The 23,745-nt window shown below is 65.4% G+C and carries 9 protein-coding genes; all 9 read right to left on the bottom strand.

Features of this window, described 5'->3' with window-relative positions:
- Nucleotides 1-37 precede the first annotated feature (37 nt).
- From ACZI8R_RS05885 to ACZI8R_RS05845, 9 genes are read right to left on the bottom strand one after another with little or no spacing between them, the layout of a single operon-like run.
- Nucleotides 38-2,194: an MMPL family transporter gene (locus tag ACZI8R_RS05885; RefSeq protein WP_463378634.1), complete on the bottom strand. Its 2,157-nt coding sequence runs from the start codon at nt 2,192-2,194 to the stop codon at nt 38-40.
- Nucleotides 2,191-4,059 (bottom strand): non-ribosomal peptide synthetase, encoded by a 1,869-nt coding sequence (locus ACZI8R_RS05880; protein WP_463378633.1) that lies wholly within the window; start codon nt 4,057-4,059, stop codon nt 2,191-2,193. Before ACZI8R_RS05880 ends, ACZI8R_RS05885 begins: the two co-directional genes overlap by 4 nt.
- Entirely contained in the window at nt 4,056-5,420 is a 1,365-nt protein-coding gene (locus ACZI8R_RS05875) for an aminotransferase class III-fold pyridoxal phosphate-dependent enzyme (protein WP_463378632.1), read from the bottom strand. Before ACZI8R_RS05875 ends, ACZI8R_RS05880 begins: the two co-directional genes overlap by 4 nt.
- Entirely contained in the window at nt 5,417-5,596 is a 180-nt protein-coding gene (locus ACZI8R_RS05870) for an MbtH family protein (RefSeq protein WP_463378631.1), read from the bottom strand. Before ACZI8R_RS05870 ends, ACZI8R_RS05875 begins: the two co-directional genes overlap by 4 nt.
- An 11-nt stretch (nt 5,597-5,607) precedes the next feature.
- Nucleotides 5,608-7,293: a cyclic peptide export ABC transporter gene (locus ACZI8R_RS05865; protein ID WP_463378630.1), complete on the bottom strand. Its 1,686-nt coding sequence runs from the start codon at nt 7,291-7,293 to the stop codon at nt 5,608-5,610.
- Nucleotides 7,290-11,819, bottom strand: a complete 4,530-nt coding sequence (locus tag ACZI8R_RS05860; protein WP_463378629.1) for an amino acid adenylation domain-containing protein — start codon at nt 11,817-11,819, stop codon at nt 7,290-7,292. The genes ACZI8R_RS05865 and ACZI8R_RS05860 overlap by 4 nt, the downstream gene beginning before the upstream one ends.
- Nucleotides 11,816-13,912, bottom strand: coding sequence for a non-ribosomal peptide synthetase (locus ACZI8R_RS05855; RefSeq protein ID WP_463378628.1), 2,097 nt, complete (start codon nt 13,910-13,912; stop codon nt 11,816-11,818). The genes ACZI8R_RS05860 and ACZI8R_RS05855 overlap by 4 nt, the downstream gene beginning before the upstream one ends.
- Nucleotides 13,909-14,901: a TauD/TfdA family dioxygenase gene (locus ACZI8R_RS05850; protein ID WP_463378627.1), complete on the bottom strand. Its 993-nt coding sequence runs from the start codon at nt 14,899-14,901 to the stop codon at nt 13,909-13,911. The genes ACZI8R_RS05855 and ACZI8R_RS05850 overlap by 4 nt, the downstream gene beginning before the upstream one ends.
- On the bottom strand, nt 14,898-23,639 hold the full coding sequence (locus ACZI8R_RS05845; RefSeq protein WP_463378626.1) for an AMP-binding protein: 8,742 nt from the start codon (nt 23,637-23,639) through the stop codon (nt 14,898-14,900). Before ACZI8R_RS05845 ends, ACZI8R_RS05850 begins: the two co-directional genes overlap by 4 nt.
- Nucleotides 23,640-23,745 lie beyond the last annotated feature (106 nt).

The raw sequence follows: 23,745 nt of genomic DNA, 5'->3' as shown, positions 1-23,745 counted from the left end.
GAGGCACCCTACTGCTCAACTCGTCGGAGTGCCCGACTCAGCGGCCGGCCGAGGACGGTTCCGGCACCCGCTGCTCCGACGCACCCTGCCTTCCGTGTCCGGATGTCGACCGACGCCATACACGGTCGCCGAGAAGCGCGAGGAGTGCCGGGACCATGACACCGCGAACAATCGTCGCATCGAGCGCGATCGCGGCCGCGAGGCCGACTCCGAGTTGTTTCATCTCGGGGGTCGGCAACACCACGAACAAAGCAAAGACGACCACCATCACCATCGCTGCCGCCGTCACGGGTACCGACGACGTCACGACTCCACGACGAATGGCCGCGTCGAGTCGACCGCCACCCGCGACCGCTTCCTGCACGCGAGTGAGGATGAATACGTGGTAGTCGGTCGACAGGCCGAACAGGATCACGAACATCATGATCGGCAGCAGTGTCACGACAGGCCCCATGAATTCCGAACCGAGCAGGGGCGCACCGAGTCCTACCTGGAAGATCAAGGTCAGAATTCCGTACGCGGCCAGGACCGACAGCAGGTTCAGCGCGACACTCATTGCTGCGAGCCCGATACTGCGGAATGCCGCCCACACCATCAAGAGCGAGAGAATCAGGACGATCGGCACGACGATCAGAAGGTCTCGGCTCACGGACTTCGACAGGTCGACACTGACAGCGGTCTCACCGCCGACGATCACATCGCGACCGTCCGCCACCGAAGGAATCACCTCGGACCGCAGGCTCTCGAGCGTCGACTCCGCTTCCTCCGACTCGATTTCGCGTGTCTCCACCGGTATTTCGACCCTGGCGACGGTCCCGTCCGTCGACACCTCGACGGGACGACGATCTTCGGCGAAGCCTTGACGTGTCGCCGCATCGTCGGCGACGGCATCGAGGGTTCGCTCCGCGGCAGCGACGTCCCCGTTCGTGTCCATGACCGCGGTATGACTGACGCCGTACAGCGGGAACTCGTCCGCTACTGCATCGAGCGTGCGTAAGGATTCGAAGGTACGCGGCATGCTGTCGGTGCCCGGCAACTCGAGGCGCATGAACGCGGTGGGGGCGGCCAGCGCCACGAGCACGATCCCACCGGCGACGACCGCGGCCACCGGACGACGTACGACCGCCGACGTGAGGCGACCCCACACGCCGGCATCCTCACCGGATCGGGTGGGCTGTTTCCCGAAGCGTCTGCGCACTACTCCCTTTCGACCGAAACCGAGTAGAGCCGGGAGCAGAGTGGCCGAGGCGAGAACGGCAGCGACCACCACCAGGATCAGGCCGAGTGTCAGGGAATGGAAGATCGGCGATTCCGTGAGGAAGGTGGCGATCACCGATACACCGGTGGTCAGGGCCGCCACGAACACGGACCGCGACGTTGCGGAGATCGCAACTCGACCGGCGGCGTCGACGTCGGCGCCGGCGGCGAACTCCTCCCGCATCCGACGGACGTAGAACAGCGAATAGTCCACGCCCAGTGCCAGACCCATCAGCAGAATCAGGCTCAACTGATTCTCGTGAGAAGGTACGACGAACGAGGTGATACCGCTCCAAGCAATCGCGAGCAGCACGACGCACAGACCTGTTATCAGTGGAATCGCAGCAGCGACCACACCGGCGAACACGACGAACAGAACCACGGCCGTGATCGGTAGGCTCAACATCTCGAGTAGCGACAACCGCTCCGCGTATGACTGGGTGACGTCGGCCTTCACCGAGATCGGACCCGTCGCATCGATATCGACACCCGGATTCTCACCTCGCACCGCGTTCATGGCGTCCGCGAGGCCCTGCACGTGCGTGGACGGCGACAATGCTTCATCGGTGAGCCGGACCCTGACCAACTGCGATGTGCCGTCCTCCGAGGGAGTTGTGTCGACAACGGTGTCGACGTGCGCCGCCCCTTCGAGATCGGTCGACAACTCGGCGGCCGCACGTTCGGCCGAGGGTGCGTCACCGGCCGAGACCAACACGGTCTCCGTACGGGAAGACAGGAAGTCCACACCGGTCTCCTGCTGCTCGGCAGCCCCGGCCTCGCCGACGAATCCCTCCGCCGTGGTTTGCGACTGCCCACCACCGAGCAGATACGCGGCTGCGGACAGCGCAATCAACAGCACCCACGAGACGACGACCAGCCAACGCTTTCGGTAGCTGAACCTCCCCACCGCATCCACGCGTTCGAGTATTGCGTTCACTGTTCGTCCTTCCCCTCTGTGTTCGGCCGTGCCTCGTGCTCGTCCAGCAGCACTGCGAGATCACGAATTGTCAGTCTTTCCACCACGTCCGCCAGTGCGATGTCCGCCCCGAATTCCTTCTTCAGGGTGGTGAACAGGCGCGCCACCAGCAGCGAATGGCCACCGAGTGCCAGAAAGTGGTGGTTCGTTCCGATGTCCTCGATGTCGAGCAACCGTTGCCAGATCTCGAGTAGTCGATATTCGGTGGTGGTGGCGGGTTCCCTTATCTCGATCTCGCCGGCGAGAAAATCACTGGCCGACGGTGTGGGCAACCGATCCGACGCGAGCTTCTCGCCTACCGAAATCGGGATCTCGTCGACCTCCACCAACGCTGCGGGTACTGCGTGCTTGGGAAGCGAGCGGTACAGCTCGTTCCACAATTGGCCGCGCGGCAAGGCGCCCGAGCCCGAACGGGTTGCGTAGTAGGCGACGAGAACATCCTGCTCGGTTCCACCGATGCGGGCGTGTGCCCACCGGATACCGGCGCTGCGAGCGATTACCCGTTCGACCTCGGTGAGCTCGAGGCGGTGTCCACGCAACTGCACCTGACTGTCCTGCCGTCCGCGGTAGGTCACCCAGCCGGACGCATCGAACTCGACGAGATCTCCGGTGAGGTACCGCCGACCGCCGTGCCCGTCCGGGTCGGGAACGAAACTGGACGCCGTGACGCGCGGGTTACCGAGGTAGCCGTGTGCGAGTTGATCTCCGGCGACAGCGAGCTCACCACGCAGGGTGCGCCTGCTGCGTCCCTCTCGGCGGATCACCGACGACCGAACCCCGGGCAAGGGAGCCCCTATCGTCAGATCCACCTTGCCGAGACGCTCGGCATCGAGCGGGCCGCCGGTGACCGATACGGTTGCCTCGGTCGGGCCGTACCAGTTGTCCAGACGGCAGTTCGTGAACGACGGTGCGGCGAGGACGTCCTGCAAACGCCGGCCGTCCGCGGCCTCACCACCCACGAGCAACCGGCGCAGGGAGAGCCCGCCTCCGACCGCGGCATCGTGCGAGCCCAATTGGTATGCCGCCGACGGTGTCGTCGACAGCACGGTGCATCTCTGTTCGGTGAGTAGCGCGTGCAATTTCGCCACGTCCGCAGCAACCGACTCGACGACGAGCACCGAAGTGGCGGCAGCGGCCAGGGATCCGAAAAGTTCCCAGACGGACAGATCGAACGCCGCCGAAGAACGGGCGGCGACGATGTCGTCGCGGGTCGGATGCACCAGTGCGCGAGCGGCACCCAGAAATGCCGTTGCCGCCCGGTGTGGCACCGCGACGCACTTCGGTGTGCCGGTGGTCCCGGACGTACTGATGACGTAGCACACGTCGTCGGACCTTCGCGGTGACGTCACAGGGGCCAGCGGTTCGGCGGCCGCGGTCGAAAGACCGGGGCCATCACCCATCTCGTGACGCGGATATGCGCGCCAACTCGGCGGAGTCAGCGTGTCCCAGGCGATCACGGCTGCCGGCTCGATGGTCTCCAGGATGTGCTGCTCGACCTGTTCCGGTGCATTGAACGGGATCACCGTGTACGCCGCACCGGAGCGCAGTACGCCGAGCAGCGTGGGTAGCAACCACGAGTCTCGGCGGCTCTTCAACGCAACGACGCGCCCCCGGCCGATTCCCTGCCGGCGCAGCATCGAATGCACTGTCTCGCAGCGCTGGAGGATCGACGAGGCGTCGAGATCCTCGTCCACACACCGTTGGACGACCCGCCCCTCGAAGCGATCGGCCAACGCCTGCAAGCACACCTCGTCGAGCAACGGCGGGTGACTCTCGGCGTGTTCGTCGTCGAGGAGCGGGTTCGGGTCCAGCGCAGAGGTGGTCACACCGCTCGCCCACCGGACCGACCGAGGCAGATTTGGACGACCTCGAACGAGCGGGAAAGCTCCGATTCGGTGACGGTCAACGACGGCCGCCATCGGATGGACCGGGTGCCGCACGGCAGGAGCAAGCAGCGCTCGTCCACGATTGCGGACCGCAACACCGAGTCGCGAAGCTCGGTGTTCGCGAAGGACAGTGCGCCGACCAACCCGCGCGAACGCGGCGCGGAGCACAGCCCGTTCGACGCCGCGACGATATGGTCGAGGCCGTCCCGGAGCACGGCGCCCATGTCGGCAGCGCGGCTCATCAGATCACGGCGTTCGATCTCCTCGTAGAGCAGTCCGAACCGCACCATGTCGACGAGCGCCCCACCCCAGGTGGAGCTGATCCGTCCCGATGCCACGAAGGCGTTGTCCGGCACCTCGTCCACCCTGCGGCCGCCGATCACGCCACAGATCTGGGTCTTCTTTCCGAAACAGATCAGATCCGGGGTGAGCCCCATCGCCTCGTGTGTCCAGCGCACACCCGTCAACCCGCCACCCATCTGGACTTCGTCGGCGACGGTGAGCACGTCGTGGCGGCCACACAGGTCCTGCACCGCGCGCAGGAACGCGGCCCCGATGTGGCGGTCACCGCCCTCACCCTGGATGGGCTCGTAGACGAAACACGCTATGCGATTGCCCTGTTCGGTCAGTACGGCCTCGATCAGCTCGAGCGTCTCGCGCTCTGCGTCGGACAGGTCGGTGCTGGAGTCGTCTCGGATCTCCCCGCCGTCCTCGCCGAGTGCGGGCACCGCGACCCGTGGCCACTCGAACTTCGGGAACAGCGAGATCTTGTTCGGATCGGTGTTGGTGAGCGACATCGTGTATCCGCTGCGGCCGTGAAAGGCACGCTCGAGATGCAGAACGGTGAGCTGAGGATCGAGGTCCGTGCCGGTCACGCCCAGCTTCTGCGCCTTCCAGTCGAAGGCGACTTTCAAGGCGTTCTCGACCGCCAACGCCCCACCGTCGATGACGAACAGGTGCGGCATGTCCTCGGGCATCATCACCCGCCGGAAGACTCGAACGAAGTCCGCAAGCATCCGGCTTGCGAAATCCGGGTTCGACGGCTTGATCCGGGCAGCGTCTGCCAGGCGGACGCGGGCGTCCTCGGTGGTCAGGCAATCCGGGTTGTGCCCGAGCGGTGACGACGAGAAGAACATTCCCATGTCGAGAACGTCGTCCCCGGTGATCTCGTCACGCAGGTACGAACCGCGGGAAGCCGCGAAGTCCACGAGCATCGGAGCGAAGTCTCCGACGAGAGTTGCTTCGAGTTCCCGGATTTCGCTTCGAAGTCCAGTCGACGGAGTATCCACAACGGCGGTCATGCGTGCACCTCCCCGAGTGAACGCCGCAATGACAGCGGTCTGATGTCGTCCCACACGGTCTCGATGTGATCGAGGCACTCGTCGCGACTTCCCTCGAAACCGACTGCGTCCCAACCGGCCGGAATCTCGCGTTCGACCGGCCACACCGAGTACTGCTCCTCATGATTTCGAACCACTGTCCACGTACTCAACGAACTGGCCTTTCTCTCGGGTACATCGTTGGGGCGGTTACGCTCACGGGCTCGCGAGCTTCGACAGTTCCGACATGCACGCCGCGCTCGAGCTTCACGCCGGCGTCGCTGGTGTGGAAGAACCTGTCATCGTGCGTGACGACCACGACGATGCGGCCGTCGTCCCGAAGTTCGGGAAGAATTTCCGTGTAGAAGCGGGCCCTCAGTTCCGGGTCCTGCTCGGCTGCCCACTCGTCGAGGATCACGACATCGCGGGGGTCGGCGAGAATCTCGACCAACGCCAGGCGTTTCGCCTGACCGGTGGAGAGTCCCTCGTACTCGAAACGATCCCCGACCAGCCGGACGTGGTCGTCGAGTGCGAGTTCGGTCAGCCACCGCTCGGCACGCTTCACAACATCCGGGCGACCTCCGTCCAGCCGACCGAACAGGTACGAATCCGCGAAACAGGCGCTCACCTGTTCCCGGTACGTGACCCGCTCGCTGCTTCCCAGGGCCACTCCGTCGACCACGAGCTGTCCCGAAGCCGGAGGGTAGAGACCCGCAAGGACCTTGCCGACGGTGCTCTTGCCGCTGCCGTTTCCGCCGATCAGGAACGTCACCGTTCCGCGGGCGAACGATTGCGACACCGGCCCCACGCCGAATGCCTCGTCACTGCCCTCGTATTCGAAGGTGACGTTCTCGAGCGTGACGTCGTGGATCACAGCGCGGGGCTCGTCGGTCACGCTGGATACCGCCTGACCGATTTCTGTCCGGGCGGTTTCGTCCGGCACTCCGTACTTCTCGACATCGAGGATGCGTTCGAGGGCCACGGTCGCCCGCGTCAGTACGGGGGCGATGTTGAGCACAGTGACCAACGGTGTGTTGATGTACAGCACCGCGAGAGCCACCGCGTACTGGTCGCTGCTCTCGATATCGAGCCAGCCTCCGGCGAAAACGATCGCGCCGACGCAGGCCAGGAACAACATCTGCCCCCAGTAGCCGGTGACCAGGCTGACGGTCGAACCACGCACAACACTGTCGGCGTAGCGCGAGGAGTGCGCCCGCAGTTCGTCTCCGACAACACTTGTACGTAGTTTCCGGCTGAGCTTGAGATCCTTCATCCCCTGTGTGAGGGCAGCGTAGGAAGCCTGCATGTCGTCCTGCGCTTCACGTGCGCGCCGCATGTGAATGCCGGCGCGACCGTTCGCCCACCCGTACGCGGTCGCACCGAGAACTCCAGCCACGATCAGAACGATCAGCGCCGGAACGGAGAGCACCCCGACGTAGATCAGGGAACACGCGACGACCACGGAATTGATGAGCAACAGCGGGAGTGATTGCACCGCCTGGCCCACCGCGGTGAGGTCGTCGGTCAGAACGGCGAGGGCCCGCGAGGAGCCGTACTTCTCGAACGATCGCATCGGCATCGCCAGAAAGTCGTCCACGACCTTGGCACGCAATCGATCCGTCGAACGCTGGGTCACTCGTACCAAGGCGTTCGAGGCGACCGCGCCCGACATCAGCACGAGCACCGCCGCGCCGACGAAGAGGGCCAGTCGCACTCCCCCGTCCTCCGTATCGACGGATTGGGTAATGATCGCGATCATCGCGATGGTCGCGACACCCGTCACGATTCCGGCAACGACGGCGACGGCCGACATCGCCTGGCCGCCTCGCAGCAGAACGTTGAGGAGCGTTTTCATTCTCCTACACCCTTCATGTTGGACTCGCTTGCAGCTTCGGCGATTTCCTCGGAATACAGCTCGCGGAGAAGTTCGACCCGTTCGGAGCCGATTCTCGATTCGTCGAGTACGAGCATCAGCGCCAGACGATGGTTCGGCGGGTGGACGGAGAACGTGGCCATCGCGGCAAGATCGGTGTCCTCCCGGGAATAGTGCGGGTCGTCACCCGAACCGAACGTATGGGTCTTCTCCACCGACGCAAGGCGGTGGAATTGAACGAAGTTGAAGCCGAAGTCGAACAGTGGGCCGCGTCCCACAGCACGAGTGATCTCCGCATTGGGCACTCGTCGATGTGGCGACATGTGCGCCTCCGCGCGAGCACAACGACGAGCCGTCTCGTCGATCGATTCACCGACCTCCACACGCAGCGGAATCATGTTGAGAAACATTCCCCGCGTGTCGATTCCGCCCGGCCGCTCGAGTCGGCCGTTCGATGTCGATCCGGAGAGAATGTCGTCGTCGTCGAAAACCTCGGACAACACCGTGTAGTGCACCGCCATTGCCAGGTGACGCAGCGACACCTGAGCGGTGCGGGCCCGGAGAACCAGACGTTGCGCGGCGGCGTCCTCGATCGGGATCGGGTATCGCCGCACGGTGCGTGGACCGGACCCGTACGTGTCGGCCAGCGCTCTCGGTGCGACGCCGTCGAGATGCCCATGCCACGCTGCGAGTGACGTGTCCGACGCCTGGGCCGATCTCTCCGCGGCAACGAAATCAGCGAATCGAGCCCTCGTATCGGGCGCAAGAGTCGTGTCGTAGTCGGGATCGCGCGAGGTGAGTGCGTTGTGCCGCGTGATGATCTCGGCCAACGTCGACGTCCAACTCCACCCGTCCAGGATCAAGTGATTGTCACTCAGGACGAGCTGATTCTCGTTCGCGGACACCGAGACGAGGGCGATCCGAAAAAGCGGTGCGACGGCGAGGTCGAACGGGGTGCGGCGCTCCTCGTGGACGAGGGCGTCGAGCAGGCCCGGCACATCATCGACGTCGGTCGCGTCCACGTGGCGAAAGGGTGTCGCCACTTCGCGGTGGACCACCTGGATCGGTTCGTCCCAGAGGTCGTCCCGAACAGCCGTCCTCAGTACGTCGTGTCGTCGAACCACGTCTGCGACCGCCACCCGGAAGGCCGCGGGGTCGAGAGCGCCGCGGAGTCTGACGCTGACGGTGTTGTGATAGACGCCGACCTCGGAATCCAGACCGATGTGATAGAGCATCCCCTGCTGTGCGGCCGACAGCGGATACGCATCCGCGACGTCGAAAGGCAGTGCGTCCTCTACTTCTTCGGTCACCATCTCGAAGGTCCGCATCTTGCGCCACTCGTCTGTTTCCTCCGCGACACCGGCCGCCGCGGCCTGCGAGACGGAATCCCGCAGTTCCAGAAGTGTCTCCGCGCCGAGCACCGTTCCCACACCCACACCGACCCCCGCAGCCCGAAGCTCGCCCACCAACTGGACGGCGGTGATCGAATCGCCCCCGTTGGCGAGGAACGACATGCGAAGGTCCACCTCGCCGCCCGGCAGTGCCGATTCCAGCGCCACCACGAACGGGTCCAATCGCCCGGTCTCGGCGGCCGTCGTCGCACCGTCCGAAACAAAGCACTCGAGGCGCGCTGCGTCGCGATCGAGCTTTCCGTTGGCCGTGTAGGGAAATCCGGTGACCGCGTGCAATCGATCGGGCACCTCGTATGGCGCCAGACGCGAAGATGCGTACGCTCGAACACCCTCGAGACGCTCTCGCGTGGTGGTGGGAATGCCACTCGTCACCAGTTCGACATAGCCGACGAGAGAGCCCTCGTGGACGAGTACACAGCTGCGCGACACGCCGTCTGCCGATTCGAGCACGCGCTCGACACCCGTCGCCTCGATGCGGTGACCGCGAACCTTGATCTGGCCGTCTTTGCGGCCGTGGCAGAACAGGATCGGCACTCCGTCCACGATCTGCCACCGACCCACATCGCCCGAGAGGTACAGGCGCGCACCGCGCGCGTCGCCGCCGAACGGATCGGGTACGAAACGGTCGGCAGTCAACCGGCTCTGCCCCAGGTATCCGAGCGAGACGCCCGCACCACGCACCGTGATCTCGCCGTCGCAGCCGGCCGGTAGCGCACGACCGACGTCGTCCACCACCACGACGTCCCAGTAGGGCAACGGTGCTCCCACCGAGACCGACTCCGCGTCCTCGTCGAACTCGCTCAGAACTCTCATGGTGCTGTGCACGGTCGTCTCGGTCGCGCCGAGCATGTCGACGACTTCGCAATCCGCCCCGCACAATTCACGCCACAGCGTCACGTATGCGGGGGTCACCGCTTCCCCACCGAGCACGACGCGGCGGACGGTTCGTCCCAGGGCTGCGGCAGACTCCGCCGAATGCCTGCACGCGGTGAGCAGAGACCCGAGCGCAGTGTTGGTGAGAGACAACACGGTCACCCGAGCGGCGACGAGTGCGTCGGTCAGAAGGAACGGATCACGAATGGTCTCGTCGTCCATGACATGGACGCGAGCCCCATGAGCGAGCGCACACCAGATCTCCCACACGCTGTAGTCGAAGGTGAAGGCGTGCAGGCACGACACCGCATCGCCGGATTCGACGAGGCCCTCCGTGGCTTCCACGAGCGCGAGAACGTTCCGCTGCGTGACGGCAACCCCTTTGGGGCGACCCGTGGTTCCGGATGTGAAGAGCACGTATGCGACGTCATCGAGCTCGGCCGGCTCCTTCGGCGCTTCCGCCCCGACGACCCCTTCTCCACGCCGGTCGACGAATACGAGATCGAGACTCCGAACAGCGCCGGCGCGCTCGTCGTCCCACACGGCAACTGCGGCTCCGGTTCGGGCAGCGATCTCGGCCAGGCGCTCGAGTGGGGCCGTCGGATCGACGGGAACGTACGCGGCGCCGAGCGCCATCGCCGCCCCCGCCCATGCGACGAACGCGAGATCCCGCTCGGTCGTGAGCAGTACATGGTCGCCTCGAGCCACTCCCGTTTCGGCCAACACGGCCGCCCGTCGGTCGATGCTTTCCACCAGTTCTGCCCAGGTCACTGCCCCGTCCGTCGACGTCATCGCCACCTCACCGGGCCGGTCCCGCGCCCGCAGACGCAGCGCCTCGACCACGCTTCGAACTCCACCGACGGGCTCGATCGCCCATCCGGTGACACCGAGCTCCGTATCGGCGATCCTGCGATCTCCTGCCGCGTCCAGCTGCGACACGAACTCGGTCACCGCCGCACGAAAGCCGTCGTGGGTGTCTTCGTCCCACCCGACGACCGCAGACTCGATCTGCAACTCGGCTCCACAGTGGTCCGAGGACGCGCGGGACTGCACGCTCACGGTGAGCGCCGACTTGAGGTCGCCGGTGTGCATCGGCACGGGGCGGAGTTCGCCGTGCCCGACCTCGATGGCCGTTCGATCCACGTCCTGGAAATTGAAGAACACGTCGACCGGCAGCCAGTAGCCGGGATCTGCCGCTCGCAGTTCGTCGATGATGTCGGCGACCGGACGACCTGTCTTCGTCAGTGACGCGGACAGCTGATCGTCCATCCACCGGGTCAGCTCGGACAGAGTCGCGTCCTGGTCGATCTCGACGACGAGCGGCACCGTGTCCACCATCGGACCCATGACCTCGAACTCGTCCAGCTCGTGCCGGTTGACGAGGGGAATCCAGAAGCACAGCGCGGACGTGCGCAGCATTCTCGACAGCGCGAGAGCGGTTGCAGCGGCCCACACGGACACCTCGGATACGCAGAGGCGACGGGAGGCCGATTCGGCCGGCTCGTCGAGAACGGCCCGAGTAACAGTGCCCGCCGCGCTTCGACCGGTGACATCGGCGCTCCATATCTCGATGTCGGACCAGGATCGCAAGCGCTCGGACCACCAGCGGAACCCGGTCTCGGCACCGGAACGCCCCTGTGCCACCGAGTGATACGAAGGGCGATCGAATTCGGCGGCCGCCCCTGGAGACTCGTACTCGCGGCGAAGATCCGCGACGAAGAGCGACAGCGCAGCCCCGTCGATGACTACGTGATGGAACACGATGACCAGCCTCGTGACGTCCGCGCGGTCGGACAACGTCCAGGCACGAACCAACCAGCCGGGATCTTCGGATGCGAAAGGGCGTGTGACGACGTTCTTCGTCGCCGAGTCCAGATCGTCGACTCCCGCGATGCGCTCGACGATCAGATCACCGTCCAGTGCCCCGGCCTCCAAACGGTCACCGGTCCTGCGAACAGTCGAGTGCAGCACCGGGTTTGCCGCAACCACCGCCCGAACCGCATCCGCAAGGCGGTCCAGCTCGATCCCGCCGGACACCTCGACGACGCATGGAATCGAGTAGGCCGAACTCCGTCCCGCCACGTGGCCGTCCCAGATTCGACGCTGATACTCACTCAATCGGGTCGGTGCACGCGAAGCCTCCGAGTCGCACGAGCGACTCGCCGCGTCGGAGAATTCGAGCAGCGCCGCCAACTCGGAGTCCGCAGACAGTGGAGTGGTCATCGGGCAGGTTCCAGCGTTCTGGTCAACTCGTCCAGGTGATCGCGGTCTACCCGATCGATCAGGAAGTCCTCGTGGTCGCCCAGCGTGTGACGCTCGGCGAAGTCGTCGAGGGAGACCTCCACACGGAGGATTCGACGGTACAAAGCGACAAGCTTGAGGCGCTTCATGGAGTTGCCACCCAGGTCGACGAGCGCGCTGGCCCGCGTGAGCGGCAAGGTATCGCCCAGAACATTGCTCCAGATGACACGCATGACCCGGTGTGGCTCGGGGGCGTCCGTGTCGTGTTCGGCCGCGGCCCCCGGAGCCGTGTCCTCGATTGTTCTCCGCAAGGCGGCCGCATCCAACTTTCCCGAGGCAGTACGAGGAAGAGCCGCCACACCGTGAACCTGCGCACCACCTATTTCCGAACGCCAATGACGCCTCGCGTACGCCGTGACCTCGTTCGCGACCACTTCCGGTGCGACGAACACGTCCAGCGAGCCGTTGCCCGCCGTCACCGCTGCTTCGTCGACGCCGTCGACGGAGAGCAGATCACGGCGCAACGTCTCGACATCGACTCGGACACCGTTCACCTTCTGCTGGGAATCGACCCGGCCGAGGTGGACCAGCCCCGCTGCGGTTCGGCGAACGAGATCTCCCGTCGCATACATCCGCCCACCACGCCCTGTGGTGTCGCCCGCGTCCGGCAGATACGCCGCCGCTGTGCTTCGCGGGTCGCCGAGATAGCCCCGGCTCACACAATCACCCGCGACGTGCAGCTCACCGATCGCGCCTATCGGCACCGGTACAAGATCGTCGCCGAGAACCGCAGTGCGGGATCCCGCTACCGCCTCACCGATCGGGACTACGTCTCGTGTTGCCTCGCAGCCCCTGAACCAGGTTGCGTTGGAGGTGCATTCGGATGGTCCGTACAGATTCACAACCACAGCGCCCGGCCATAGCTCGTGAGTACGCGCCACGAGCTCCGACTCGAGAGCCTCGCCACCCAGTAGGAGGGTTCCGGACTGTGGAAAGTCGACTTCGGCCACCGTCTCGAGTACCTGTCGCCACACGGTCGGCACTGTGTTGATCGCGACACCTTCGATACGCAGGGACTTCTCGATTTCGAGAATCAGGTCGTCTGTCCCTGGAAGCCGTACCTCGCCGCCCGCGCCCAGTTGACCCCAGATCTGCTTCACGATCGCATCGAATCCGGGAGCGCTCAGCGCCGGCATCGTCACTTCGGGCCCGCAGATACCAGCCGTCTCGAGAAACATGCAGTACGCGGACAGCTGCGCTCGCTCGACGACGATCGCCTTCGGCCGCCCGGTCGTTCCCGAGGTCAAGGACACGTACGCCGCCAGTGCTCCGGCCTCGGTCGACGTCGCGCCCACCCACCGTGCGAGGTCTGCGTTGTAGGTGGCGCTGTCGGATGGCGCGAGCAGCGCGTACGCACGTCCACTGAGCAATACGCCCAGCATCTCGATCACCGCGTCCGCCGAACGGTCGTACAGTACGGTGACGACGGCCGGTGCCCCGCTCGCGTCCAACGCCTCAGCGCGGCGTTGTGCTCGGTGAACGAGATCCCCGTATCCAACCGCCCCGTAGTCGCCACTGATTGCTCGTCGACTCGGGCTGCTTCGCGCCACATCGAGAATGCGATCGACGATGTCGCGAGGGCTCCAGCCCGCACTCGGCTCCACGTCCGGCTCCGTGAGCTCCTCGGACTCGGCGCCGAATCCGCGAGCAATCGCGGCACCCATCGATCGCACTATGACGTCGTCCAAACCGAAACCCGATTGCTCGCAACGAATCACGACCTCGCGCAGCGAACGACCGGAGGGCGCGGCACCGTCCACGATCAGAGCGACGTCGATCAGCGAAGTGGCGGTCGGGGCCCCGTCGCGATCCGCAATGACCTTCACCGTCACCAGCTCCGTCAATTCACTCTCGCCCGGGCCGAGCACGAACGGCAGTAGTGACTGCACGACAATCGATTCCACCTGCCGGGCCGTTCTCGGGACCACACCACCGCGTACCTGCATTGCACAGGTCGCTTCGGCGTGCTCGAGCCAGGCGCCGGCCAGAGCCCTGGCCACTCGTCGACTGCTCATAGTGTGTTCGCTCCTCGGTCGATATCGGTGTCGCCCTCGGGCGGGATCGGTGTCGGCCAATTCCCGGCTCCCGTCATGCACACTCGAATGTCGCGCGTGCCCGTGTACGGCTCACGGCCGTGCGCGAAACGGCGGTTGTCGATCACCAGCAGATCTCCGGCTTCCCAGGGGTTCGCAATGGTCACGGAGTCGACGGCGGCGCGCATCGCCACGATGTCGGAGTCCGTGAACGGTCGTCCGTCGCCGTAGGTGGAATCCTTGGGTGCCGCACCCGCACCGAGGACCGCAACGAGGTCCTCCCGCACGTCGGCGGGCAGGGTGCGACTGTTGAAGGCGACGGCCTGGTTGAACCAGCTACTGCGCCCGTCCACGTCGAGGAATGCGGGTAGAACTATCGAGGTGGCCACGGCGTCCACGGAGTCCGATTCGAGCACCTCGCCCCGAACCGCGACAGCCTGCTCCAGATCCTTCACGTCGTCGACCTCGTAGACCGCACGCCAGTCCTCACCGAGCATCGGATGAAATGTCCGCCGATACCGCACCCCCTTCTCTGCGAGAGCAGCCGATACGGCGTCCGGGATACGTTCGGCGGCAAGGTCGGTGGGAGCGATCGGAGTTGCGCCGCCGGTGCTCGACGCTTCGATACAGCAGAAGCCCAGGTGCCGGGGCCACGTCCTGGAATAGGCCATCTCGGAGTGCAGATCGATCGAGTACTCGGCCGCGAACTCGGTCGACGAATACACGTTGCCTCCCAGATCCCGACGAGGCGTCGCACCGCCCTGGTAGGTCTGAAGGGCTTCCTCGGTGATGGCGGTGACGAAGTCGTCGAACCGGGAAACCGCCTCGCCCAGTCTTCGCAGACGGACCGCGCCGAACTCCGCGTAGGCGCCCCGCACCTCGTCGAGGTTGCGTTCCAGCCAGTTCTCCGACTCTCCGTCGCACTGGAGTGTCGGGACGGTGACCTGTCGTCGGTCGGTATCGAAAGTCATGATTCTCCCGAGATCTGGCGGCCGCCGGAGACGGCATGATCGGTCGGCGCGACGAGGTCGTCGACCGACGCGGTGTCGTCACGAAATGCCCTGAGCACGTCCACGAACCGGGCGACGATCACCTCCCCTGCACGCGGGTCGACGTGTGCGGTATCGCAGTTGGCGGTCACTTCCACCGAACCTGCGCCGTCCACGTCGTCGATCACCGTGAGCGTCAACGGGAGTCCGGTACGTTCGCGCGACGACACGACGTCGACGGGTTCGCCGAGAAAGGTCGTCACTCCGCTGGAGCCCCTCGCGTCGTCGACGATCAGCGCGCATCGATAGTCGCCGTCGCTGGTGGTACACACCACGGTCTCCTGCGGCGTGGAGGGCAGCGGTGTCGAGTCCTGTAGGACCGCGTGTACGCCGGCAAGGAGCACATCGAGTTCGGTATCCGGATCGACGGTGATCTCCAGTGCACGACTGCGGATGTACATGCCGGGCGCACCCTCGTGCCCCGCGGGTCGGGATTGGCTCGTGCTGCCGAAACGTGCAGTGGTTCCGTCGGCGCCGCACAGGGTCGTTACGGCCCACGCCGCGTGGACGACCGCCGCGAAGGTGACACCGTGCGCGGCCGCGACGCGCCGCAACCGCTGAGCACCCTCGCGTGGGAGTACCGCCGTCACGTCGACATTCCGCACCGCTGCGGCGACGGTAGGAATCGCCTCGAAGCGAGGCATCACGACGGCATCAGCCGTCCCCCGAGTCACGGGACCGGATCCGGCCGAGCGTGACACGATCATGTGATCGAGCATGCGGCGGTCCGGCTCCACGCCCACCGGTTCGCGCTCGGTGTACGCGTCCTCGACGTAGCCGAGGATGGTCGACAACGACCAGCCGTCCGTCACCAGATGGTGGTAGGTAAGCGTGAGGGTCGGGTCGGATCCGCCCACGATCCGCGCCCGGAACAGTTCCCGGCATTCCGACGCACCGAGAGCCGCGACCTCGGCGGAGGCGTCGCCGACGTCCCCCACCTCTGCATACGAGATGTCGACGACCCTGTCCCGGGGGACGACGAGGACGGCTTCACTGCCGAGTCCCCATTCGACTGCGCCCCGAAGAAGCGGGTACCGGCGCGAAGCGGACTCCAGCGCCTTTCCCAGGCGACGTGAGTCGACCAGCGCTGGTAGACGAACGACCACCTGCTCCATGTACGCGCCGGCCAGGCCGTCGGACAGCGATCGCAGGTACATCGCTTCCTGTGTCGCGGTGAGCGGGGCCACGTGGTCGAGTGCTCCGAAGGTCCGCACGATCGACGCGAGGTCGTTTCCGGCGAGATCCGGGCCGCACAGACCCGAGGTGACAGGAGCCTCTGTTTCCGCTGCGATCTCGTCCAGCGCGGCCGCGAATGCGCACGCATATTCCGCAGCCGAATGTTCCTCGTGGTGCTCGACGGCGATGTGAAAGTCCGAGCCGTCGATCCACGCGTCGATCGCCACCTTCACCGGACGAGGTAGCTCACCCGAGCGCAGGCGCCCCGCACCGTAGGGGGTGACCACGAACTCCGCCGACGGCGAATCGAGCCTTCCGACGAAGTTCACACCGATGTCCGCACCGCCGGCATCTTCGGCGCGGCCCCCGTAGTACCGCAGGGCCGCCACGCGTTGCGCCGATCGACCTACGAACCGTCTCCGTCCGCGCACCTCGGTGAGCTGCCGAGCTGGAGATGCCTCGTCGACAGAAAAGGCGACGAGGCCGGTAAGCCAGCCGACAGTCCTGGTGAGGTCGAGATCTTCCACGTCCAGGTCCCGACCGTGGCTCTCGAGTTCCACGACGACTCGCTGTGCCTGTTCGACGGTCGCGTAGGCCCGGACGCCCAGCAGCACCAGCACTTCTTCGAGGGTGGCTCCCAGCCTGGCCGCGGCGTCTTCGACCCGTTCGAGAGAGAGCGCGACGAGCCTGCGCGTGGCTTCTCCCTCGGTCCCCGTCACCAACGGGGCCGACGGGTCGACCGGTGCACCACGGTGAACGGCTGCAGCCTCCGCGGCCGCCCGGTCACCGCCGGCGAGCGACATCAGCCATGACACCCATTCGTGCACGCTCGTGTACTCCGGCTCGAGCGCCGGCGCGTCACCGGCAGTCAGGTCCGTCAACGCCTCGCACAAGTCGGCCGTGACGATGTGCAGCGACACCACGTCCATGACGAAGTGATGTGCGACGACGATGATCGATGTCCTACCGGAGTCGAGTGCCCTCACGAGCCCGAATCCGATCGGAATGCCCTGCGACACATCGATTCTTCGACTGAGCTTGCCGAAGACGTAGGTGCACGCGTTCTCGATCTCGCCGGAAGTCGTGTCGAACCCCTGAACCAGGTGCTGCTCGTCTGCGTGAACGAACGACCACCCGCCGGCCTCGTCCACTGTGAGTCGGGTGCCGAGCATCGGGTGTGCCGCAACGACTGCCGCCACCGCGGATTCCAACTCACCCAGCGACGGTCGACTGTCGAGATCGATCCGCACCGCCATGTTCCAGCGCAAAGGGATTCGATCTCTGCGCACGCGTTCGCGGAACCAGTGCACCGCAGGAGGAAGCAATGCACTGACCGGAGGCTGGGTACCACTGCTCGTAGTGGTCGGGTCGACCCGTGCGCAGTCGACCAGGGCGCCGAGGTTCGCGTCGGCGAGGAGAGCTCGCGCTTCCACGATCACACCATGTCGACGTGCGCGGGCCGTGACCTCGAGGGCGCGGAGCGAATCGCCTCCTGCGGTGAGGAATCCGGTCGTCCGGTCCATGTCGCCCACGACGGCCCGTAGAGCGTCACGAAGTATCACCTCCACCGCCGAGTGAGATACGTCGCTGGTTACGGTGCGGACGATGTCGGGTGGGGCGGCGACAGTGGCGACCGACGATCGAATCGCATCGTCGTCGACCTTCCCGTTGGGTGTGAGTGGTAGTGCCTCCACTTCGTGAATCGCGGCGGGCACGAGGTACGACGGAAGCCGCTCGGCAAGATCTCGGCGAAGCCGGTCCCCGATGTCGTCGACAGCCACGGACTTCTCGGACAGCACGACTGCACACTCGAGTCGTGCCTCGACCCCTGCCTCGGAGGTGGTCCTGAACACCCGCGCGGCGGCGACACGGTCGGTCTCGAGAACAGCCCGCTCGACTTCCACGGGATCCACGCGGTACCCACGGATCTTGGTCTGGCGATCCGAACGCCCCAGGTAGACGATGCTGCCGTCGGGGCCGACACGCGCCAGATCCCCGGTTCGATACATGCGCGCCCCGGCCCGGTACGTGAGCGAGTCAGGAAGGAATACGTCTGCCGTCGTTCTCGAATCTCCCACGTATCCCGTGGCGAGCGAAGTGCCGCCCAGCCAGAGGTCCCCAACTACGCCACGTGCCACCGGTTCGAGATCCGGACCCAGCACGTACGCCGAACGTTCGCCGCTGGGGCGGCCGATTCCCACCAGTCCACCGCTTGCGTCTACGCGTTCGGTCAGAGCGGTCACGACGGCTTCGGTCGGGCCGTACGCATTCCAGAATCGAACACGCTCGTGGAGCCAGCCGTCCGCCATCCACCCGGCGAAAGCCTCGCCTCCCACGACGACCGTACGGATTGTCCGCACCCGGGTGTCGGCCGCGGAGACTGCGGGCCCGAATCGGCGCCAATACCCGGTCGGCGGGTTGAACACCGTGACCCCCTCTGCAGCGATGAGGTCGGCCACTGCGTCTGGTTCCAGCATCGTTCGTAGGCGAAATACGGTGGTGCCGCCCGCGTACAGGCCGCCGAACAATTGCTCGAGCGACGCATCGAATGCCAAGGAACCGAACACCAGGACGGTGTCGGATTCGCGATAGTCGAACCGGGCGCAGATCGCCTCGAGGTGCGCGTTCAGCGCCTCGGACGGGACTGCGATGCACTTGGGTTCTCCAGTTGTTCCGGATGTGAAGACTGTGTATGCGAATCCGCCACCGGAGTTCTCCGTGCTCGGTCCGTCGATCACCATGCCGTGGGTATCGAACCGGATGGACCAGCGGGCTCGGGAGGCAAGCAGCATGGACTCGCTGCGTGCGGCCGGCGTGCCTCGATCGACCACCAGCCAGGTCGCCCCGATCGTACGCACCGCGAGCAATGCCGATACAGGTTCGTGATCGGGGTCGACCCGAACCGCGACGACGTCACCGGCACGGACACCTGCCGCCACGAGTTCTTCGGCCTTGGAACGTCTTTGCCGATCAAGCGTTGCGTAGTCGACCACTTCACCCTCGTACACGACCGCTCTCGCATTCGGTCGCCGCGACGCCTGATGCGCGATCCGCGCCAGGAGGTCGTCCCCTTCGCCGCCTTCGGATTCGAGGACGGAAAGCATCGAGGGATCGACCAGCTCCGCGACGGATGTCGTGGCGTTGATGGTGGCGAAGGCGTCGAGGACACGAACGAACACGGCCGCAACGGTTTCGGCGACAGCCGAGTCGACACGCTGTGGGTCCACGTGCAGTAGCCACTGCACGCTCGGCCATTCACGCACCTGCAGCACGAGAGCAAACTCGGTGTGCTCGAGCAGGTCCGCGTGGACGAGTTCGACGTCCGGCCCGAAGTCGAAGGCGCTCGGGTCCAGTGGATAGTTCTCCACCACCACCAAGGTGTCGGTCCGGCCCGAACCCGCCACCGCATCCGAGCCGAGCTGTTTCGCCAGTTGCTCGCCGATCGTTCGCACGACGTCGAGCGCCTGCGCACCTCGAGGCCAGCGGGCGGTGAGGTCGGCGATCCTGATGAACAGCCCTACTGCGTCTTCCATTCCGGGCACCGAGAGGTCGCGTCCACTCGCGATCGTTCCGTGACCGACCTGTTCAAGGCCGAACACCGCGGCCAGCGTCAACGACCACGCCGCGTTGACCACAGCACCCGGAGTGACGGCGCACCGTTCCGCGATCGCGGCCAGGTCGGTGGTCGGCTCGAGATCGACCGTGCGACGCCCTTCGGCCGCCGCCCGATCGGGGGGCACTGCTGCGGGCAGAATTTCGTCGACGGTGATATCGGACCGAGAAGGCGACAGCTCGGTTCGCTGGGCCGCATACGCCGCATGGTCGAACCGGACGGACTGCACACCACGCCCGCTGTAGACGGCGCACAGGTCGCCGACCACGATCGGAAGTGACCAGCCGTCTGCGATCGCATGGTGGTGGGTCCAAACACAACGGGTTCCCGACGGCCCGTCGGCCAGCGTGACTCGCGACAGCACATCACGTTCCACCCGGAACCCCGTGCTGCGGTCCCCGGCCAGCCAGTCGCTCCACACGTCCTCGTCGGCTCCGGCGAGCTCGAGCGGGTCCACCGAGATGGGTACGACGCTCGCTTCCCCATCTGTTCGCAAGTGTTCGAGGCCTCGGTCGGCGTTCGCGAAGAGCGTCGGGTGTGCGGCGAACACCTCGCGCCAGGCATCGGCGAGGCGCGGCCTGTCGATCACTCCCGCGAGGTCCAGGACCAACTGCTCGACGTAGACGCCGGACTCGGGAGCCGCAGCGCTGTGAAGCAGCATGGCTCGTTGGTTGCGAGTCATCGGAATCCGTGTTGTCGAGGTCCAGTCCATCGACAGGGACTCGGCGATTCGGCTCGGGCCTCCACCGGGCACTCCGGTCACGTCGGCCGCTATATCTCCGATCGCTTCCTGTGAAAGCAATCGAGCAGGCGAGAGTTTGACGCCGCGCCGGTGCAGATAGCCGACCGCCCGCATGGCTGCGATCGAATCGCCACCCTGATCGACGAACGAGGAGGTCTCGTCCACCGTGCCACCGAGGGCCCGCGTCACCGCTGCCACTACGACGTCCACGTGTTTCGGGGCCGCCGGGACCGGAAGCTCCGGCGCGGTCGAATCGCTTTCCGGCGTTCCGCCCTCCAAATCCCTACCGGCGAGTTGGGCGATCAGCTCACGATCGAGCTTCCCGTTCGCAGTGCGCGGAATGTTCTCGAGTGCAACGAATCTCGAGGGCACCATGTAAGGAGGAAGACGTCTGGCCAGTTCGCGCCGCACGCCGTCTGCGTCCAGGGACTCCGATGTGCGCCGATCGACGACCGCAACGAGAACACGTCGACCGTCCGGGCCGCCGAGCAGCGGTGCCACCACGATCGCCACGGCCCCGGTCGCATCGGCGAATACGGCTTCCACTTCGCGTGGCTCGACCCGAAATCCCTGCACCTTGATCTGGTCGTCTATTCGGCCCAGGAACTGCAGTCGACCATCGGCGTCACTCCGTACGCGGTCTCCCGTTGCGTACAGCCTGCCGCCGACCGTCGATTCGGGATCGGGAACGAACGCCGACGCGGTCGCGCGTGCGCCACCGAGGTACCCGATCGCGAGATTGTCGGCGATGTACAGCTCTCCGGATTCACCATCAGCCACCGGGCGGAAGGACTCGTCCAGTATCTCGACCCTCACACCGGGGATGGGCCGTCCGATGGTGATCTCACCCGTCGTGCGTTCCAGGCGCTCGAACGTCGCCCATACGGCCGCTTCCGAGGGGCCGTATTCGTTGGCCAGCGCGACATTCGACAGTAGTCGCCGATGAGTGTCGCGCACGACGGCGGGACACTCTTCTCCGGCCACCACGACCTGCCGGAGCGAGTCGAGCGCTGCCGCGTCGCCGACCTCGAGTAGGGAGAGGTAGAGAGACGGAATCGCCAGCATGTGCGTGACCCGCCGTTCATTGATCACGGCCTCGATGTCGGCCACGGAAGGCGACGTCGCCATATCGAGAAGCACCAGTTCACCACCGGTCGCGAGCGTCCAGAACAACCCCGCGTACGCACTGTCGAACGACAGCGACGACAGATGCAGAAAGCGCTCGGGTGCAGTGGCATATACCTGATCTCGCGCACCGGTCGACCGAGCGAGAGCGCCGTGTGTGACGGCGACACGCTTCGGAATCCCGGTCGTGCCCGAGGTGAAAACCACATACGCGATGGCATCGGGATCGACCGGAGGCAACGCTGACATGACCGGAGCGCCGGCCGTGTCGTCCACACACCACACCGGCCCGGCATACGACGAGCGCACCTCGCCCACGCCGGCGGAGTCCGTGACCACACCCGAGACACCTGATCCGAGCATGCGGGACCGGCGTTCGTGCGGGTACGCCGGATCGACCACGACGAACGGCTGCCCGGCAAGCATCACGCCCAGAATCGCCACGATCGCATCGAGGCCCTTGGGAAGCATCACGCAGACCGGACCATCACTGGAGGGCGTGATCCGCACCGACAGCGCGGCGGCCCGCGCGTAGAGCTCTCCATAAGACAGAGTCTCGGTCCGACACCGCACCGCAGGTGAGTCCGGGTTTCGCCGCGCCACGTTCGCAATGCGCTCGATCACCGGCTCGGGCAGAGCATGCGGCGACGACGAGACTGCCGGGTGAACCCATCCGGCCGTCGACCGTCCTGGCGCGACGAACTCGATGCTTCCTCGACCCTCGGTCAGCGTGCGCACCTCGTCGACGATCATTTCTGCCAGATGACGTGCCTGGCCTCGCGAGACGTTCTCCGAGTCGAAGTGCACAGCACAGACGTACCGCCCGTGTACATACCCGGCTTGGAATCGGAACGGGAACTGCGCAACTTGCCCGGGCACTGGATACGGATGCGCGAGGTAGTGCGACATGTCCAGTTCGAACTCGTCGCCGAGGACGAACGCGGTTCCGAGGGCCATGTACGAGGGCTCGTACAGGAACGTCGTCTCCACGACCTCACCGGATGAGGTGGCGAGCCCGAGGAGTTCGGTGATCGGCAGGCGACCGTGAGCTTTCGCAGACTGAATTTCACGACCGGCCGCAACCAGATCGGCATCGATGTCGTCGGTCGCCTGCGCCCGCACCACCGACATGTGGGTGAAGCTGCCGAGTGTCGTTCCGAAGTTCTCGTCGCGCCGCAGAACTGGCAGCCCCACTGCTACGTCATCGGTATCGGCCACCACCGCAAGTGCTCGAACGTATGCGGCAAGGAAAGCCGCTGCAGGCGACACTGCGACCTTCGCGGATCTCCCGCGTATCGATTCGGCCGCTTCAGGATTCAGCTCGAACCGCACCCATGACTCGAGTGGATCGACGGGCGTATCGCGCGAGGCCAGTGAGCCGACGGCCCTCGTGAGGTCCGTTTCGTATGCCGCCAACCGTTGTTCCCAGTATTCCCGGTCGATCTCGGTGTCGGCGGACTCCAGATACGTCTGTTCCTGGGCGACGAACTCGGTGAAGTCGGCGCCCGCGACCAGATGAAATCCTTCCCTCCCGAATTCGAGGGGGTGCAGTTCGGCGAACATTTCGGTCAGCACCAATGGTGCGCTCACCACGTCGATCATCGCGTGATGCAGTACTGCAACGACAGCTGCCTTTCGGCCGTCGATGCGGATATGAAACCTGGCCAGGGGCTCGTCCAGTACCGCGAAAGGCATTGTGGTTGAACAAGCAAGGTTCTCTCGTACGGAGCGGTCCAACACGTCCGGCACTTGCAAGACATCGAGTGGGAGGGACCGGCCCTCGGTCACCCGCACAAAGTCGTATCCGAACCCGTCGTCGTCGGAAACGATTCGCGTAGTGAGCAGTGGGTGGCGTTTCAACGCCCTTCGCAGTGCCTCCTCGAACATGGCGTCATCAGCGGAGGTGCTCACGAGAACCGATGCAACAACGTTGTTTCCGATGTCGTCGGCATCTGACAGCTGCTGAAAGAGCATCGCAGACTGCGCGGATGTCAGTTTGTGCACTGTCGGCATTCCTCCCCTGGATGCGCGCCCTTCTGGCAACAGAATGGGAGTGAATCAGAGGAATGCAAACCACGGATGGTGGCGAAGTAAATTCCGTACCACGGAG

The sequence above is a fragment of the Rhodococcus huquni genome, assembly GCF_055231055.1.
The sequence above is the reverse complement of the archived record's forward strand: the minus strand, read 5'-3'. Positions and strand labels throughout refer to the sequence as shown.